10 protein-coding genes are annotated in these 17,474 nt (G+C 71.6%); all 10 read right to left on the reverse strand.

Features of this window, described 5'->3' with window-relative positions:
- Positions 1 to 28 precede the first annotated feature (28 nt).
- Entirely contained in the window at positions 29 to 2,203 is a 2,175-nt protein-coding gene (locus FHT32_RS28805; protein ID WP_176667979.1) for an SWIM zinc finger family protein, read from the reverse strand.
- On the reverse strand, positions 2,200 to 3,324 hold the full coding sequence (locus tag FHT32_RS28810) for a VWA domain-containing protein (protein WP_176667980.1): 1,125 nt from the start codon (positions 3,322 to 3,324) through the stop codon (positions 2,200 to 2,202). The genes FHT32_RS28805 and FHT32_RS28810 overlap by 4 nt, the downstream gene beginning before the upstream one ends.
- On the reverse strand, positions 3,321 to 5,777 hold the full coding sequence (locus FHT32_RS28815; protein ID WP_176667981.1) for a DUF5682 family protein: 2,457 nt from the start codon (positions 5,775 to 5,777) through the stop codon (positions 3,321 to 3,323). The genes FHT32_RS28810 and FHT32_RS28815 overlap by 4 nt, the downstream gene beginning before the upstream one ends.
- Complete coding sequence (locus FHT32_RS28820; protein WP_176667982.1) at positions 5,777 to 6,934, reverse strand: AAA family ATPase; 1,158 nt, start codon at positions 6,932 to 6,934, stop codon at positions 5,777 to 5,779. Before FHT32_RS28820 ends, FHT32_RS28815 begins: the two co-directional genes overlap by 1 nt.
- Positions 6,935 to 6,942: 8 nt before the next feature.
- Positions 6,943 to 11,124: a WGR and DUF4132 domain-containing protein gene (locus FHT32_RS28825; RefSeq protein WP_176667983.1), complete on the reverse strand. Its 4,182-nt coding sequence runs from the start codon at positions 11,122 to 11,124 to the stop codon at positions 6,943 to 6,945.
- A 184-nt stretch (positions 11,125 to 11,308) separates the two neighbouring features.
- Positions 11,309 to 12,487: a GGDEF domain-containing protein gene (locus FHT32_RS28830; protein WP_176667984.1), complete on the reverse strand. Its 1,179-nt coding sequence runs from the start codon at positions 12,485 to 12,487 to the stop codon at positions 11,309 to 11,311.
- A gap of 187 nt (positions 12,488 to 12,674) precedes the next feature.
- The gene (locus FHT32_RS28835; protein ID WP_176667985.1) at positions 12,675 to 13,502 is read right to left on the reverse strand and encodes an SDR family oxidoreductase; all 828 of its coding nucleotides are present in this window, start codon (positions 13,500 to 13,502) and stop codon (positions 12,675 to 12,677) included.
- A gap of 31 nt (positions 13,503 to 13,533) precedes the next feature.
- Positions 13,534 to 14,568, reverse strand: a complete 1,035-nt coding sequence (locus tag FHT32_RS28840; RefSeq protein WP_176667986.1) for an SDR family oxidoreductase — start codon at positions 14,566 to 14,568, stop codon at positions 13,534 to 13,536.
- A 189-nt stretch (positions 14,569 to 14,757) separates the two neighbouring features.
- Positions 14,758 to 16,479, reverse strand: a complete 1,722-nt coding sequence (gene recJ / locus FHT32_RS28845; RefSeq protein ID WP_176667987.1) for a single-stranded-DNA-specific exonuclease RecJ — start codon at positions 16,477 to 16,479, stop codon at positions 14,758 to 14,760.
- On the reverse strand, positions 16,476 to 17,444 hold the full coding sequence (locus FHT32_RS28850; RefSeq protein ID WP_176667988.1) for a hypothetical protein: 969 nt from the start codon (positions 17,442 to 17,444) through the stop codon (positions 16,476 to 16,478). The genes recJ and FHT32_RS28850 overlap by 4 nt, the downstream gene beginning before the upstream one ends.
- Between the last annotated feature and the right edge of the window lie 30 nt (positions 17,445 to 17,474).

The following is a 17,474-nucleotide window of genomic DNA, read 5'->3' on the forward strand; positions in this document are numbered from 1 at the left end:
AGGGGTTTTTCTTTTTCTGTCTTTCGGCTCATGCTGAGGCCGATTGAGCGACGCCCTGCATCAGCAGCCCCAGCATCGCCAGTTGCGCCACCAGCGCCTGCCGCTGCGACGAGCGCACGTTTTCCAGCACGGCAGCCAGCAGCGCCGAGCTCTTCCCCAGCCCCGCCTGCTTTAGCCGCAGCACCTGGGCCTGCGCCCGTGACAGCGCGCCGCCGCCCTGGTGCCGCAGGCCCTGCCTGAGCCAGAGCGCCAGCAGCTCCAGCGTGTCGTCGGCGAGCGCGTTCAAGGGGGGCGCTTCCTCGGTGTCGCTGCGCAGATCCAGCGGCTGCGGCGCGGCCGCCTCGACCTGGAGTACCACCGCGCGCTGCGCCGTCAGCAGCGCCAGGGGCTGCATGACGGCCTGGTCGCCCTGCAGGTGCACCGTGCCCGCAACGGCGCGCAGCGGGCCGTGTTCGCCGGCAAGCGCGCGGGCCAGCGCGTCGACCGCGCCGGGCGAGACCGCGCGATGCGGCAATGCCAGGTGCAGGCATGCGTGGTCGTCGTCCGCGCTGGATTCGTCCGTCGCGGCGTCGTCCGGCGCCGCCTGGCCGAGCCGTGCATGCAGCACCTGAGCAGCCGCGTCCCAGTAGCACGAAGCCACTTCCATGCGCTCGAAAGCCACCACGTGCAGCTGGCCCGAGGCGCCGCTCGCAGCCTGCCTGGGCTTCACGAAATCCGGCTGCGCCTCGCGCAGATGAGCCACCAGCGCGGCCACGCTGTGCTGCTTCAGCGGCGCGACAAGGTCGTCCCACGACTTGGGCGACAGCGGCAGCACGCCCGTCTGCCGCGCGCCGGCCGCGATGTCGACCAGCCCGTTGGCGCGCCGCGTCGCGGTCTTGGTGATGACCTGCCCGCCCGCCAGCTGCCGCAGCGGAAAGCCCGCGACGCGCCGGTTCATGAGGCTGGGCGCGGCGCCGCCGGCCGCGGCATCGGCGGCGCGCGTCCACTGGCGCTCCAGCACCGTCACGTTCTGGGTGTCGGGGTCGGCGAACAGGATGCTCGCGCCCTCGGCGCTCTCGTCGGACCAGAGTTCGGCGCCGAGCGACACCAGCCGCAGATGGTCGAGCGCAACCTCGCCCTTCACGCCGATGCCGAGGATCTGGCTTGCCGGCAGCGCGGCCCGCGCGGAGCCCGGTTGCTGCGGCCGTCCGGCATGCGCCGCGGCCTGCAGCCGTGCCCACAGCTCGGTGAGCACGCGCAGCAGCCGCAGCGGCTCGAAGCGGCTGCTGCGGGCCTGTTGCGCCTGGAGCAGCTGCCAGAGTTCGTCGAGCGCATCGTCCACCCAGCTCCAGCCCTGCGCGCGGACCTGGTCCCGCACGGCCTCGAAGCGGGCGGCCAGCGCGATCGCGGGCTGGCTCGATCCGTCGAGCCACAGCGACAGCAGCAGGGCGTCGATCTGCGCGCGCAATGCGAGCGCGGCCTCGCCCTGCATCGCGGAAGAGGGTGAGGGCGGCGGCATGGCGTCGCCCGTGTTCTCGCTCGCCGGCGTGTTCGGCTGGACCTCGACCATCACCTCCGCCGAACCCGGCGCCAGCGCTCCGGCCTGCCGGAACGCCCACACCGCGATCACGACGTGCGCGCAGCCGCTGCCCTGCTTGCAGTCGCAGCGCGCATGAACCAGCGAGCTGCGCGAGAAGAAGCGCACGCTGCACATCGGCAGCCGAGCCACCGGCGGCGCGCTGGCGCTGCGCCATGCCTGCACGCCGACCACCGGGCGCGCGGCGGCGAGCTTGTTCGCCTGTTCCAGCACCGAGGGCGCGAGGCTCGCGGCCAGCACGGCGTCATCGAACTGAGCGGGGCTCCAGGCGCCTTCCGGTTCGGCCGAGGCTTCTTCGGCCGAGGCGGGCGGTGCGTCGGCCTTTGCCGATGCGGCCCGGGCCTGATAGGCCAGCACCAGCATCACCCGATGCCGGCACATGCCGCTCGCGGGGCAACTGCACTGCGCGTCGCGCAGCGTGCGGCCCGGCGGCAGGCTGGTGCGCACGCCGTCGTCGAACTGCGCCAGCACCGTGCCGTCCGCGCCGGTTTCGAGCGCGGGCAGCAGGCCGGCCGCCACGTCCTTCTGCGCGCGCTTGACGAAGCCGGCATTGGCCAGCGCCGTCAGCGCCTCGGGCGTCAGCTCGAGCAGATCGGCGCGCAACGATGCGATGTTGTCGCCGCTCATCCCTGCACCTTCTCGGCCAGCCAGCCGGCGAGCTGGCCCGGCGTCATTGCGCCGATCTGCGCGCCTTCTCGCACCAGCCGGGCCGCCATCTCGCGGTCGTAGTTGGGCTCGGCTTTCGAGTCGAGCGCGGCCAGCCCGAGCACTTTGGCGCCGGACTCCACCAGCGCCTTCACGCGGCGCACCAGTTCGTATTCGCTGCCGCCTTCGTAGAAGTCGCTCACCAGCACCACGATGCTCTTCGACGGGTTGGCGACCAGCGACTGCGCATAGGCCACTGCCTTCGCGATGTCGGTGCCGCCGCCGAGCTGCACCTTCATCAGCAGTTCCACGGGGTCGGAGACGTCGGCCGTCAGGTCGACCACCGCCGTGTCGAAGGCAACGAGCCGCGTGCGCATGCCGGGCAGTTGCCAGAGGCAGGCGGCCATCACCGCGCTGTGGATCACCGAGTCGACCATCGAGCCGCTCTGGTCGATCAGCAGCACGATGTCCCAAGGCTCCGCATGCCGCTTCGTGCGGCTGATGAACACCGGCCGCTCCACGTAGAGCTTGCGGCGCTGCGGATCGTAGCGGTGCAGGTTGGCGGCCAGCGTCTGCCGGAAGTCGAAGTTGCGCGCCACCTTCATGCGCGAACGTCGGCGCCGGTCGCGGCTGCCGCTGAAGGCCTGGCGCACTTCGGTGGCGAGCTTTTCCATGATGCGCCGCACCACCTCGGCCACCAGCTTGCGCGCGGCCGCCAGCACCTCGGGGTTCATCAGGTGCTTGGTGTGGAGCACCGCGCGCAGCAGCGATTCAGAAGGCTCGATGCGTTCCAGCACTTCGAGGTTGGTCACCACCTCGTCGATGCCGTAGCGCTCCACGGCGTCCTGCTCCAGCCGCTCGATCACTTCCTTCGGAAAGAGCGTGTGGATGGTGTTGATCCAGTCCGGCGTGCTCAGCGACGACGGTCCCAGGCCCGCGCTGCGCTCGCCGCGGCTCGCGCGGTCGGAGTCGCGGCCGTAGAGCCAGTCGAGCGCCGCATCGGCGGCCTGCGCCTCCGCGCTCAGCCCGCCGCAGGCCGATTCGGCCGGATCGCCCAGCAGCAGGCGCCAGCGCTGCAGCGGATCGGGAATGTCGAGGCTCATGGGCGAGGGGCTTTCTCGGTGTCTTTTTCTTTTTCTTCTTCCAGCGTCACACCCCAGGCTGCCAGGCGCGCGAACACCGCGTCTTCCACCCGGCGGGCTTCGGCCAGCTGCTCGGGCGGGGCCTCTCCGCTGCGGTGGGCGGTGAGGGTGCGGCGCGAGAGGTGCGTGGCGTCGTGCAGCGTGAGCACCTGGTCGGCGAGCAGGCCGCGCTCCTGCGGCGGCAGCCAGGCGAAGGCGGCGCGCAGGCTGGGCATGGCGCGCACGAAATCGGCGTTGTCCAGGGCCTGCACGGTGCGGTCCATGCCGGCGACGAAGGCGGGTTCGGAGGCCAGCTGCTCGCGCGCGAGCGCCAGCAGCCCGGTGAGCGCATCGCCGAGCACCGGGGCGGGCAGGGAATGCAGCAACTGCATGGCCTCGGCGACGCCGCTTTCACCCTGCGCGTGAGGGTCGTCGATGCGGCCGGCCAGGCTCAGCGTGGCGCCCAGCGCCGCACCGCGGCTCACGGGAGCCGCGGCGGAGTCGGCGGCCTTGCGCTGCCACACGGCGAGCGCGCGGGCTGGCTCCAGGTCGAGCAGCGGCTGGGCGTCTGGATGATCCTGCGCATGCGCCAGCACGTCGGCCACGATGCGGCGCAGTGCCAGATGCCCTTCGAGGTGCGACTGCATGTCGGCCGGCGCGATGGCCGCGGGCGGCTCCAGCAGCCACAGCGCGCGGTCGAAGCCCGACTCGATCACCACGCGCAGCACCGGCGCGTCGGCCATGCCCAGCATCTGTCCGTGGCGCAGCAGCGTGTGCAGCACCGACAGGGCAGTGCCCAGCGCCTCGAAGCGCGGCTCGGCAGCGATCGCGGCGCGCAGCTCGCGCAGCAGCGTGTCGCTCAGCGCGGAGAGCCCTGCCCACGCGGCCTGGTTGAGGCCTTCGGCCAGCGGGCCGATGCGGCCCTGGGCCTGGCGCAGGTCGTCTTCGAGCCGGGCGCGCGCCGCGTCGTGCAGGCTCGCGCCCCAGGCGCCGGCCTCGATCAGCGCGGCCTGCTGCTCCAGCGGCTCTGAGAGCGACCACTGCTCGGTGCGCTCGCCCGACATCGCGAGCTTCGGCCCCTGCGTGCGGCGCATGCCGGGCAGCCGCAGGATCGCGAGCCGGTGCAGCACGCGGCTCCTCGCGCGATCGGTTTCGGTGAGCAGGTCGAGCTTGAGCTGGCCGCGCAGCGCAATGCCGTGCGAAGCGAGTTCGGCCTGCACGGCGGCCACGAGGGGCGGCTGCGGCGTGCCGGGCGCGAGACGGCCGGCGGTGTCGCCGGCCAGCACGTCCATGGCCTGCACCAGCACGGGGTCGGTGCCGGGGCGCATGGCGCCGCGGTACGTCCAGGGCAGCGGCGCGTCCAGCGCGTCTTTCACTAGCGCGCCGGCCAGCGCGTCGAGCCAGTCGGAGCGCAGCGGCTTGTCGTGCCCGCGCAGCCGCGCGAGCCCCTGGGCGCGCAGGTGCACGGCCATCAGGTCGGCGGTGGAGGCGGGCAGCTTCTTGTCGCGCAGGCGCTGCATCACCTGCTGCAGCGCGCGGTGCGCGGCGCCCTCGGGGCCGTGCTCCCACATCCACTGGTAGTAAGCCGGCGACGGCATGCCCGAGGCATAGCCGGCGAAGGCGTCGAGGCGCTTGAAGGTGTAGGGCACGAGGTAGGAGCCGAAGCGAAGCGGGGCCTGGGGGCCATCGGCCCGGCTTTCTTCCTCGTCATCGTCGTCGCGGATCTCTGCCGAAGGCTGCGGCGTCTCGGGCAACGTGCCCGGCAGGCCCCGCCACAGCCGCGCCAGCGCAGGCGCGTGAAAGCCGCCGCAGACCACCAGCGCCTGCGCGCGTCCGGGTTCGCCCGGCTGCGCCATCGCCCAGGCGATCCAGCGCGCCATCATGGCTTCGCGCGCCTGGTTGCCCTGCGAGCCGGGGTCCTGGCCGCGCAGGTTGTCGAAGTAGGTGGCCAGGCGCTGCGCGAGCTCGGCTTCGTCGCAGCCGTCCTCGAACAGGTGGTCCCACAGCGCATCGCGGCCCTGCACGGAGAGCTTCTCGGTCAGCGCGCGCTCGTAGGCTTCGGCGCGCTCCTCGTGCTCGTGGTCGGCCACGTCGGCGTAGCGGTTCTCCATGCGCGAGAAGGCGTCGTGCCAGGCCGGCAGGTCGATGAAGCGCACGGCCGCGCCGACCTCGCGAGCGACCTGAAGCGCCTGCCATTCGGGCGAGTGTTCGGCGAAGGGCGACCACGAGCCGCGGTGCGTGCGGTCGCTCGACAGATAGCTGTAGATCGCCACCGGCAGCCGGTGCGGCAGGTACAGCTCGTCGAGCCGCTCGTTGAAGTCTGCCGGGCCTTCGATGAGCACGTACATGGGCCGCAGCGCACGGATGCGCTCGGCCACCAGCCGAGCGCAGGCCGGGCTGTGGTGGCGCACGCCGACGATGTGGGGCTGTGTCATCAGGGGAGACGGTGGCGTGCCTCGTAGTAGGCGCGCCAGTGGCTGCCGCTGCGTTTTGCCGCCTTCTGCTCGAAGTAGCGCCGCAGCTTCGCCCGGTCGTCCGCGTTGTCCTTCACCACCGTGCCGGCGATGCAGTCGACCAGGTCGGCCGGCGAGCCTTCGCGCTGTTCGAGGAACCACGCGCGCACGCCCACCGCGTGCGCCACGTTCACGGCTTCCGCGGTGGACATCACGGCGGTGAGCCGGTCCATGGCCGCATCGCCGCCGCCATTGCCTGCGTTGCCGCCATCGCCCTTCGCGGGTGCGCCGCGCAGGTCGCGGAAGGTCGACACCAGCAGCTCCAGCACGGGCGCGGGCACCGTCTTCGGAATGCCGCTCTGCGCGAGCAGCCGCGCCGACGATTCCTGCACCAGCGCCAGCTCGCGGTCGAAGTCGAGGATGGGGAACACGGTCTCGAAGTCGAAGCGGCGCTTGAGCGCCGCGCTCATCTCGTTCACGCCGCGGTCGCGCGTGTTGGCGGTGGCGATGATGTTGAAGCCCTCGCGCGCGTACAGCATGCCGTGCTCGCCCGAGAGCTCGGGCACCGCCATCACGCGGTCGGAGAGCATGCCCAGCAGGCAGTCCTGCACTTCGAGCGGCGCGCGCGTGATTTCCTCGAAGCGCACCACCTGGCCCTGCTGCATGCCCAGGTACAGCGGCGCAGGCACCATCGCGCGGGGGCTCGGGCCCTCGTTGATGAGCAGCGCGTAGTTCCAGCCGTACTTGATCTGGTCCTCGGTGATCGAGGCGCCGCCCTGGATGGTGAGCGTCGAGATGCCCGAGATGGCCGTTGCCAGCAGCTCCGACAGCATCGACTTCGCCGTGCCCGGCTCGCCCACCAGCATCAGCCCGCGCCCGGTGGCCAGCGTGACCAGCATGCGCTCGATGCTGGCCACGGGCGCGACGATCTTGGGCGCGATGTCGAGCGCCGCGTCGCCCAGGATGAAAGAGCGCGCGGCCTTCAGGCTCAGCGCCCAGCCGGGCGGGCGCGGGTCCTTGTCCTGCGCGCGCAGGCGGGCGAGCTGGTCGGCGTAGAGGATCTCGGCCGGCGGGCGCTGCAGCGCGGCGGGTGCCGAAGCGGAGGTGGTGTCCCTGGTTGTCTTGCTTGTGGTGGCCATCTGGTCGTTCAGGCGCGAAGGCCTTCCATGTCACGAATGAGTTCGCTCGCGGAAATCGGATCGAGCTGGTTCAGCGTCTCCGCGTCCTGCATGTTGCCCCAGCCCGAAGGCTTGCCGACCTGCACTTCGCCGAGTTCCTGTTCGGGGTACTCGTCGACCATGCCGACGATGATGCCCGGGTCGAGGTACAGCTCGATCACGCGGTCGGTGCCCAGCGGCTTGGTGAAGTACCAGATGCCGCCGCCGTCCTGCGCCTCGCCGCGGCGCCAGCCCTTGTTGACCAGGCCGAGCACGCGGCCGGTGGGCACCTTCGCCTTCTTCCAGCGTTCGAGCTTGTTGCTGCCCTTTTCTTCGTCGGTGAGCGTGTAGACGTCGCGGCCGATCTGCGCGAAGGGCTGCAGCAGCTCGTAGTCGGCGAACACCTGGCCGAAGGCCGCGGCGTCGGCGGCCGGAAGGTCGAGCGCGTGCGGCACGCCGATTCGCAGGTTGTCGCCCGTGGGCAGTTCGAAGGCGTCGTCTTCCGCCGTGGTGTAGCTGCCGTCCTCCGCCACGCGGAAGCAGGCCTTGAGCGTGCCGCCGTAGCTGCCGCCGCCCGGCACCTCGTACACGCCCCAGATCAGCCGCTGCACGATGTGGCGCACCAGCGGGTGCTCGACCAGGAAGGTGCGGAACACCTCGGGCGTCCAGCGCCGGCGCGCGCACATCGCGACTTCGAGGCGCAGCAGCTGCTGGCTCGCGACGGTGCGCGCGTCCTTCTTGAGCAGCTTGAAGCGTTCGACCGCATCCTTGCCCAGCTCGGCGTCGTCGGTCTTCTTGGGCTTGGGCAGGTCGGGCAGGCGCGCGCCGGCCGCGCCGTCTGCGCCGATCTCGCGCACGTAGGGCTTGAGCGTCTCGTCGAAGCCCACCTTGAAGGCGCGCGGGCCGAAGTCCAGCCGCATGGTGCCCTGCTCGTCGAGGCCGAGGTCGGGCGCGAGCCGGTCCTCGAGTTCCTCGGTGCTCAGGCCGCGCGCCTCGGCGATGGCGTCGATCTTCTCGCGCGCCTTGTCCTGCAGGCCCTTGAACTTGACCTTCTGCGCGATGCCGTTGAGCAGCATCAGCGCCACGTCGCTGCCGATGTTGGCGAGCACGTCCAGGCCGGTGACGGCGCGCGCATGCGCCGCCTCGCCGGGCCAGGCGCGGATGAAGGGCGTGAGCCTGCGCGCGGTGTCGTCGTTGCCCAGGTGACCCAGGCTGGTGAGGGCCCAGCCTTCCTTGCTCGGGCCGCCGGCTTCGAGCCAGGCGGTGAAGGCGTCCCAGGCGAAGTCGGCGAGCGAGGCGGCGTCGCAGGCTTCCTTGACCACGGCGATGCCTCCGTAGACCTCCTCGTTGGTCGGGAAGGTCAGCATCTGGCCCAGATGCTCCAGCGCGTCGTCGGGCAGCGCCTTGCCGTTCTTCAGCACGGGCCGGCGCCAGCCGCGCGGCTGCCAGAACTGGGGCAGCTTCGCGCGCTTGGTGGGGAAGCGGTCGAGCGGGCTCTCGTCGAGCACGGCGCGCAGCGCCTCCACCACCTCGGGCCTGCCGTAGCGGCCGGCGACTTCGAGCAGCAGCGCCTCGTGGCCGTTGGCATGCAGCAGGCGCAGCGCCGAGCCCGCGCAGTCGCGCGCCTCGCCGGCCTTGCCCAGCGCGGGCGCGATCAGGCCGCAGGCGGTGTGCTCGGGGTACTGCAACAGCCACGCGCGGCCTTCGGCGCGAAGCGTCTTGAGCTTGGCGAAGGCGCGCGCGGCCGGCAGGGCCAGTTCGGCCGCGCCGTAGTACAGCGCGTACGAGAGGTTGTCGGTGGGCTTGGAGCGCACCATCGCCACCAGGCCGGGCAGCACCGCGAGGCCGTGGGTGGCGAGGATGCGGCCGATGTCGTCGCTCTCGGCCTCGCCCGCCACGGCGTTCCAGAACGCGATGCCGATCGGCGCCGGCAGCAGCGGCACGAAGCTCGCGTAGAAGCTGAACCAGTAGTAGCGGTCCTTCTTGCGCTCGGCCACCATCTCGCGCCAGCTCGTGACGAGCCCCTCGGCGTTGCCGGCCGCGATGGCGGCTGCGGCGGTCTTGGCGAACGGCGTGAGGCTCTGGCGGCGCTTGTCGAAGCCCAGTTCGTCGAGCAGCGTCTCGACGTTCTTCGCGGCGGCGTCATGCCGGCCGGTCTGCCACGAGTTCAGGCGCAGCGCGCTTTCGCGCTTGCCTTCGTCCCATTGCTCCACCGGCGCCACGGCCAGCGGCTCCAGCACCAGCGCGCCGGCGGCCTTCTTCTGCACCTTGGCGAGCCAGGGCGGCGCGGCCAGGACGCCGGGGAGCTCGCTCGCGTCGGCCACATCGGTGGGGCCGGCGAGCAGCGCGAGCTGCTTGTCGATCACCGCCTGCGCGCCTGCGTCGAGCCACGGCCGCAATGCCGGCAACGCGGCGCCATGCGCGCGCAGCAGGCGCGTGAGGCTGGGCGTGACGAGGTTGGCGTCCTTGCCGCCCGCCGCGACCAGCCTCGCGAGCGCCGGAATCGCCGCCATCGGCCAGCGATCGACGGCCAGCGCGAGCCGCGCCAAGGCCTGCTTCGAGCTGCCCGCGGCGCGCGCCAGCGCCAGCACGGCCTCGGGCGTGCCGATGCAGGCCAGCGCGTCGCCCGCATGGTCGTTCGCGGCGCCGCGCTCCAGCACCGGCACGGCGTCCACGCCGCGCTCCTGCACCGTCGTGCTCGTCATGGAGCCGCTGCCCCAGAAGCCGGCCGAATAGCTCAGGCGCACCTTCGCGGCCAGCGCGATGGCGTCGGGGTCGGTGGCCGTGAGCTGCAGCCAGTGCATGTTCTCTGGCGTGGACTTGTCGGCCGCCAGCGTGTGCACGAGGGCGTTCGAGATTTCGGGCGCGTCGGGCAGCAGCATGGCGAGCGCCGGCTGGCGCGTCGGGTGCACCTTGGGCAGGCCGGCCTCGATGCGGTCGCGGCAGTCCTGCCAGACCTCGGGCGCGGCCAGCGACAGGTGCGCGCGCAGCGCCTGTTCGCCGGCTCCCAGCGGGCCGTAGTAGGAGCTGCCCATCTGCCGCGTGACGGTGGCGGTGAAGCCGTACTGGTGCTTCTTCGTTGCCCGGTCGTAGGCGGACTGCACCTCGATCTGCTGCGCGGCGAGCACCATGTCGACGGTGTCCGGCAGCCCGTATTGCTTGACGAGGTAGTTCACCACCGCCTCGCCCATCTCGCTCGTGTTGTAGTTGCCGCCGGTGCCCAGCGCGAGCGCCAGCAGCACGGTGTCGGCCTCGGCATCGGGCGCGGGAATGGGCTGCGTGCTGCGGTCGATCATGCGCTGGGTGGCTGCGCGCAGGGCGGCATCGGTGCCCGTCATGTCGACGTTGAGATCCAGCTTGCGGCGCACCGGCAGCCAGGCCGCGCCGGCGCTCGGCAGTTCATCGAAGGGCTTGGCCGGAAAGCGGCGCGAGGGAAAGGCTTCGCGCTGCATCTCGGGCGAGAGCCGCACGGGCGTGCCGGCCGCGAGCCACGGCGGCGTGTCGGCGCTCACGGCCAGGGGCTCGACGCCGGCCGGTGCTGGCGCGGCGTCTTGCGCCGCTGCCGACGCGGTGCCCAGCTCCTTCGCGAGGGCCTGCGCGTTCTTCGCGGGCGTGCAGTTGTTGCCCCAGCCGTACAGCAGGCCGCTGTTTCGCAGCCGCTTGAAGGCGAGCGCGGCGCCTTGTTCGCTCACGCCGTGCTGGCGCTTGAGGACCGCCACGGTGATCAACTCCGTGGACGCGATCTGGTTGGCTTCCATCTGGGCGCGCACCGCTTCGAACGCGCGGTCGGCCTGCGCATCGATGCTCTCGGCGGGGGCTGTGGGAGTTGTGGGAGCTGTGGGAACTGCCGGTGCCGCGGCGGGCTCCTGTGCCGCAGCCGATGCTGCCGGCGCGGCCGTCTGCGCCTTGGGTGCCGCCTCGGCCTTGGGCTTCGCCTCGCTCTTGCCGATGGCCGCACCGGCCGCCACGCCCACTTCGCTGTAGCCCTTGCCGGTCTTCTCGGTCACCAGCTTGGTCAGCGCGGTGCCGGCCTTGGCGGCGTCGGCGAACGACTTGGTCTGGCTCTGGCCCGCGGTGCCGATGCGGCCCCAGCGGATGTTGAGTTCGGCATCGACCTGCTCGACCTCCCAGAATTTGCTGGCGGTTCCTTCGATCAGCTCAAAACGGCGCATGGAAAAACGTTCTCCTGTGAATCGATGAAATGCGGCTGGCGGTCGCGCGCTGCGGCCTGCATGGCGGGCCGGCGGTTTGCTCCCTCGCTTGCTCGCCGCCGAGGATAAGGGCCCGGCGTGAAGGCTTGGCCTGCCCGCGGCAGGAAGATGAGGTCTCGTGCGCCGATGCGTACGAAGAAATCATTCAGGCGCGCGCCGCCTCGCCCGAAATCTCCCCGGCGAACGCATAGGCGGGCCCCATGCGCTGGCGCTTGCAGTGCTGCAGCGCGCGGCCGGCCGATTCGAGCAGGCCGGCCAGCGTGTCGCCGTCGGCAGGGTGGCAGGCAATGCCGATGCTGAGTTCTCCGCCCGCGAGCAGCCGGCCTTCGTGGGCCACCGGGCGCGCTCCGGCGGTCTCGATGCGGATCGCCATCTCCGCGAGCTTCTGCCGCGGCGGGTTGCCGACCAGGAGGATCGCGAACGAGCTGTGGTCGCTGCCTTCGCGGTCCTCGCCAGGTGCATCGCCCTCCAGCCGGGCCACGAGGTCGTCGGCGCGCACCTGCTCGCGCAGGCGCTGCGCGATGGCGGCCAGGACCGTGTTGCTGGCCGCGCGGCCGTGCCGCTCGCTCACCGCCGCGAAACCGTTCAGGTCGATCAGCATCAGCGAGAACTGCCGGCCGTCGCGCAGCCATTCCTCGCCACGGCGCTCGAAGCCGGTGCGGCTCGCGGCGCCGGTGAGCGCGTCGATGCCGGGGGAGGCCATGAGCGCATGCGCGCGCATTTCCATGGCCCGATCGGCTCGCAGGCGGGCGGCGGCGGCCAGCGCGAGTGCCGCCAGTTCGGCGATCACCGCGGCCTGTGCCGGGTTCACCTGGCCCGGCGCCAACGGCCGTTCGCTCCAGCCGGAGAGGTGCGCGGCAGAGATGCCCGCCAGCAGCAGCACCGCGCCTGCACAGACCAGCAGGGCGGTCCAGTTCATCCGGCGCCGCACCGCCAGCGCGCCCGCAGCGAGGATCACGGTGGAGGCGATCACCAGTGCCTGCAGCACGCGCAATATCGATGGAAGCCGGGTTTCGATTGCGGCATGAAGCGCCGCGAGAGCCAGCGCGGCGAGCAGCACCAGGGCCGCCTTGTCCAGGCGCGGCATGAACCGGCGCAGCTCCAGCAACTGCCGTGCGAACTGCAGCCGGCAGCCCGCCCACAGAACCAGCGCGAGCGCCGCCCAGTGCGCGAGCGGGTCACCGGGTGCGAGGCGTTCGAGTGCCGCGAAGGCCGCGAGCGCGAAGCCGCAGGCCAGCAGATACCAGCCGTGCAGGCGCGCGCCGGACGCCACCAGCAGCACGAGGCCGCAGACCATCAGGCCGGCCAGCAGGCCGTGGCTCACGCTGCCCGCCATGTGCTGCGGCGGGCGGCTGGAACGGGGCGGTAACTGGCTGGCATCCGGTCGGTTCTGGGCGGGTGGGCGAGGGTGGCCGATCGTAGCCTCGAAGCGGCGCCCGCCCCGTAGCCGGCGGGAAAGAAAGCAGTGCGAGAGAACCCGCGAAGGATCCGACCGGGGGCCGGATCAAGAATCAGACGAAGGGCCGGGCCTGCTGCTCCTGCCTCTGCGGCGTCTCGCCGCTGCCGGGCTCGGCGATGCGCCGGTGCTGCTCGGCCAGCCTGGAGGCCGACATCACGCGCGACAGCGCCACCTGCATCTTGTTGCGCCAGCCCGCGATCACGCCGCTCTCGTCGCGCATCATCGCCTCGAAGCCGATCCTCGCGACCTCCGCCGGATCGGCCTTGTCGCCCTGCCGGCCGACGCGCGTGTCGAGCATGTCGGCGCGCGCGAAGAAGTGGGTGTCGGTCACGCCCGGCATCAGGCAGGTGACCGACACGCCCGTGCCCTTGAGCTCGTCGCGCAGTGCCATGGCGAAGGAATCGATGAAAGCCTTGCTGCCGTTGTAGACCGCCTGGAAGCTGCCCGGCTGGAACCCCGCGATGGAGCCGGTGATGAGGATGCGCCCGCGGCCCGCCTCGCGCATCTGCCGGCCCACGCACTGCACGAGGTAGATGGTGCCGGTGATGTTGGTGTTGATGACGTGCTGCACGTCGTGGAAGTCCTGGTCGAGAAAGCCGTGGCCCAGGCCGTGTCCCGCGTTGGCGAACAGCGCGTGCACCGGCCGGCCTTCGGTGGCCGCGAGCAGCGCGTCCACGCCGTCGCGCGTGGCGAAGTCGGCGCGCACCGAGAACACGTTGGCGCCGAGCATGCGCAGCTCGGTCTCGGCCTGCGCCAGCGGCTCGTCGGCGCCGATCAGCAGGTCGTAGCCCTTGCGCGCCGCCAGCAGCGCGAGCTGGAAGCCGATGCCGGAAGAGGCCCCGGTCACAACGGCAAGAGGACGGATGTCTGTGGTCTGCATGTCGATCTCCTGTAGTCGTTGGCGACGAGGTTCATGCCGCGCCCACGCTGCCCGTCACCGGCAGCACGATGCCCGTGATGTAGCTGGCGCAGCAGGGAGCGGCGAGGAACACGTAGGCCGGCGACAGCTCCTCCGGCTGGGCCGGGCGCTTCATGCCGGTCTGTTTGCCGAAGTCCTGCACTTTCTCCGCCGGGCTGTCCGCGGGGTTCAGCGGCGTCCAGACCGGCCCCGGCGCCACCGCGTTCACGCGGATGCCCTTGTCCTGCAGGTTGCTCGCCAGCGCCTTGGTGAAGGCGTGGATCGCGCCCTTGGTGGTCGAGTAGTCGAGCAGGTGCGCGCTGCCCTCGAGCCCGGTGACCGAGCCGGTGTTGATGATCGAACTGCCCTCGCGCAGGTGCGGCACCGCGGCGCGCGCCATCTGGAAATAGCCGTAGACGTTGGTGCGCAGCGTGAGGTCGAGCCGTTCGTCGGTGATGTCGCCGATGGAGGCCGCGTGCAGCTGGAAGGCCGCGTTGTTCACGAGGATGTCGAGCTTGCCGAATGCCTTGACCGTTTCGTCGACCGCCTTCTGGCAGAAGGCCGGATCGCGCACGTCGCCCTTGAGGAGCACGCAGCGCGCGCCCTCGGCCTCGACGTGGCGGCGGGTCTCGTCGGCATCCTCGTCCTCCGAGAGGTAGGCGATCGCGACGTCCGCGCCCTCGCGGGCATAGAGCACGGCCACCGCGCGGCCGATGCCGGAGTCGCCGCCGGTGATGAGCGCGGTCATGCCCTCGAGCTTGCCGCTGCCCTTGTAGTCGGGGGCTTCGAAGCGCGGGCGCAGGGCCATGTCGGCTTCGTTGCCGGGCTTGCGCAGGTGCTGCGCCGGCATCGGGTTGGCAGGCTGCGGCCGGTGGCCGGCCTGCACGGGTGTTTCTTGTTCTTCTTTTTCTTTCTTCGTCTTCTTCAGCGAGACTGCGTCCGCCTGGTCCTTTGCGTCCTGCGCGCGCTGGACCTCGCGCTGCCGCGAAACGACTCGCGCGGCGGCGCCGTGGTTGTTGCTTCTGCTCTTGCTGTCGACGGATTTCATGGGTGGCATCTCCTTGGCATTTCCTGCGATGGAAGTTCCACCGTAGAACGCCCGCCTGCCGCATGCGTAGGAATCCGTCCCGACCACACGCCCGTCATGGAGCATGCGGTGGCGGTTTTTCTTTCAAAGGGTAACGCCGGCGACGCACCGCCGCGTCGCCGGCGCCAAGGCTCTGCTGGAACTGCCTCGCTAGAACTCCGCGCCCTCGACCAGGAAGCGCAGTCGCCGCACGCCCTGCCACTCGTCGGCATCGAGCCGGAAGGCCAGCTTGACCTTCGGCGGCAGCGGCTCGGTGTGGCTGAACCAGATCGCATCGATGGGCTGGCCCTGGTGCCTGAGCTTGAGCGACAGGTGCTTCTCGCCCACCAGCCGCTGCGACACCACTTCCACCTCCTCGCTGAAGGTGGGCGGCGCGAAGCCCTGGCCCCACACCTCGCGGTGCAGCGTGTCGACGAGGTCGATACGCATGTACTCGCGTGCGATGGGGCCGTCGGTCTCGATCTGGCGCGTGAGCGCGGATTCGGCCAGCAGCTCGCGCGCGACCTGCGCGAAGCCCTTCTCGAAAGTGTCGAAGTGCTCGCGCGCCACGGTGCAGCCGGCGGCCATCGCGTGGCCGCCGAAGCGCAGCAGCACGCCCGGATGGCGCTTGGCCACGAGGTCGAGCGCATCGCGCAGGTGGAAGCCCGGGATCGAGCGGCCCGAGCCCTTCAGCTCCTGCTCCTTGCCCGGCGCGCCGCTCGCGGCGAAGACGAAAGTCGGGCGGTGGAAGCGGTCCTTGATGCGCGAGGCCACGATGCCGACCACGCCTTCGTGGAAGCCCGCGTCGAACACGCTGATGGCCGGCGGCGGCGCTTCGATGCCGTCGCCGTCGGCGGCGAACAGCGACTCGGCCAGCAGCAGCGCCTGGTCGCGCATGCCGCCCTCGATGTCGCGCCGCTCGCGGTTGATGCCGTCGAGCATGCGCGCGAGTTCCTCGGCGCGGCCCGCGTCGTCGGTCAGCAGGCATTCGATGCCCAGCGTCATGTCCGAAAGCCGGCCCGCGGCGTTGATGCGCGGGCCGAGCGCGAAGCCGAAGTCGAAGGTGGTGGCCACCGACGCGTTGCGCCCCGCCGCTTTGAACAGCGCCGCAACGCCCGCCGGCATCGCGCCCGCGCGGATGCGGCGCAGGCCCTGCGCCACGAGGCGGCGGTTGTTGGCATCGAGCCGCACCACGTCGGCGACCGTACCGAGCGCGACGAGCGGCAGCAGCGCATCGAGCTTGGGTTGCGTGGCCGTGTCGAACACGCCGCGCCTGCGCAGCTCCGAGCGCAGCGCCAGCAGCACATAGAACATCACGCCCACGCCGGCGATGCTCTTGCTCTCGAAGCCGCAGCCGGGCTGGTTGGGGTTGACCAGCACGTCGGCCGAGGGCAGCTCGGGCCCGGGCAGGTGATGGTCGGTCACCAGCACTTGCAGGCCGCGCGCCTTGGCCGCGGCCACGCCCTCGACGCTGGCGATGCCGTTGTCGACGGTGATGAGCATGTCGGCGCCGCTCGCGGCCACGCGCTCGGCAATGGGCGGCGTGAGGCCGTAGCCGTCGACCACGCGGTCGGGCACGAGGTAGCTCACGTTCTTCGCGCCCAAGAGGCGCAGGCCGCGCACGCCGACCGCGCAGGCGGTGGCGCCGTCGCAGTCGTAGTCGGCGACGATGCACAGGCGCTTGTCCTGCGCGATGGCGTCGGCCAGCAGCACGGCGGCTTCGCGGGTGCCGTGCAGGGTGTCGGGCGGCAGCAGCAGCGCGAGGCCGTCGTCCAGCTCTTCCTTGGCACGCACGCCGCGCGCGGCGAAGAGCCTCGCCAGCAGCGGATGCACGCCGGCCTGTTCCAGCGCCCAGACGGTGCGCGGCGGTATCTCGCGGGCTACGATTTTCATAGCGCCTCCAGCACGGTGGCCGCCTGCTTGCGCTCGAAGAGGCTCTTCGCCCAGCGCGCCAGGCCGCGCGGCTGCACGGTGTAGCGCTGCGAGGCGCGGTCACCGCACAGCGTGAGCGACACGTCGGCCGCGCCGCGCGTGTACTCGGCCAGCAGGGCGGCGAGCGGGCCGGCGTCGATCGCCTGCCAGGCGGCGGCCCAGCCGATGCCGTCGTCGCGCAGCGCGGCAATGCGCAGGCTGTCGTTCACGGTCGGCACCACCGCTGGTTCCGCAGCTTCCTTCTTCAGGGCGCCGGTGCCGGCCAGCCAGAAGGAATTGATCGGCGGCACGCCGCGCGCGGCGCGCTCGTCGTTCACGCGCTGGGTGTACAGCAGCATCTGCATCTCGTTCTGCAGCCGGCGCAGCGGCCGCGCGGCGTCGGCCAGCGGCGACCACTGCGAGATGGGGTAACCCACCGCGCGGTCGATGGAGGCGGTGGCCAGCCCTTCGAAGATGGGCGCGCGCGCCAGCCAGCGGCCGGGCACGGGCGAGGGGTGCAGCGCGATGCCGTCCTCCTCGAAGAAGGGGCGCGCGGCTTCCAGCAGGGCGGCCGATTCGGCGGCGTCGATCTCGATGGAGCCCGGGTCGCCCAGCACCACGTCGTCGATGCCGACCTGCCAGTTGCACAGCGTGACCAGGCCCCAGCCCCCGGTGTCGCCGGGTTCCGCGATGCCCAGCCGGCGCGCTTCGAGCGCGGCCCAGGGGATGCAGCCGTCGGGCGCGTCGATGCCGAGCGCCTGCGCCAGCGCGCGTTCGTGCGGAGGCGAGCGCGTGCTTTCGTCCTGCGTATCGGTGTCGGCTAGGGTGAGGCGGGAGAGCAGGCTCTCCAGATTGGGGAGCCGCAGAGCGGGCAGCGCCGCGCGGCATGACGGGGAACCGCGGCCGGCGAAGGGAATCAGTAGTTGGCGTGGGGAGGTTTCGGCCATCCCCTTATTGTCCGGGAAGCCTCAGGGGCA

Origin of the sequence: Variovorax sp. SG517, assembly GCF_013376045.1 — a bacterium.
Taxonomy (GTDB): Bacteria; Pseudomonadota; Gammaproteobacteria; order Burkholderiales; family Burkholderiaceae_C; genus Variovorax.

Coding starts and splice junctions, on each gene's coding strand:
- FHT32_RS28805 (WP_176667979.1), bottom strand. CDS start 2,203: ATGAGCGGCGACAACATCGCATCGTTGCGCGCCGATCTGCTCGAGCTG.
- FHT32_RS28810 (WP_176667980.1), bottom strand. CDS start 3,324: ATGAGCCTCGACATTCCCGATCCGCTGCAGCGCTGGCGCCTGCTGCTG.
- FHT32_RS28815 (WP_176667981.1), bottom strand. CDS start 5,777: ATGACACAGCCCCACATCGTCGGCGTGCGCCACCACAGCCCGGCCTGC.
- FHT32_RS28820 (WP_176667982.1), bottom strand. CDS start 6,934: ATGGCCACCACAAGCAAGACAACCAGGGACACCACCTCCGCTTCGGCA.
- FHT32_RS28825 (WP_176667983.1), bottom strand. CDS start 11,124: ATGCGCCGTTTTGAGCTGATCGAAGGAACCGCCAGCAAATTCTGGGAG.
- FHT32_RS28835 (WP_176667985.1), bottom strand. CDS start 13,502: ATGCAGACCACAGACATCCGTCCTCTTGCCGTTGTGACCGGGGCCTCT.
- FHT32_RS28840 (WP_176667986.1), bottom strand. CDS start 14,568: ATGAAATCCGTCGACAGCAAGAGCAGAAGCAACAACCACGGCGCCGCC.
- recJ (WP_176667987.1), bottom strand. CDS start 16,479: ATGAAAATCGTAGCCCGCGAGATACCGCCGCGCACCGTCTGGGCGCTG.
- FHT32_RS28850 (WP_176667988.1), bottom strand. CDS start 17,444: ATGGCCGAAACCTCCCCACGCCAACTACTGATTCCCTTCGCCGGCCGC.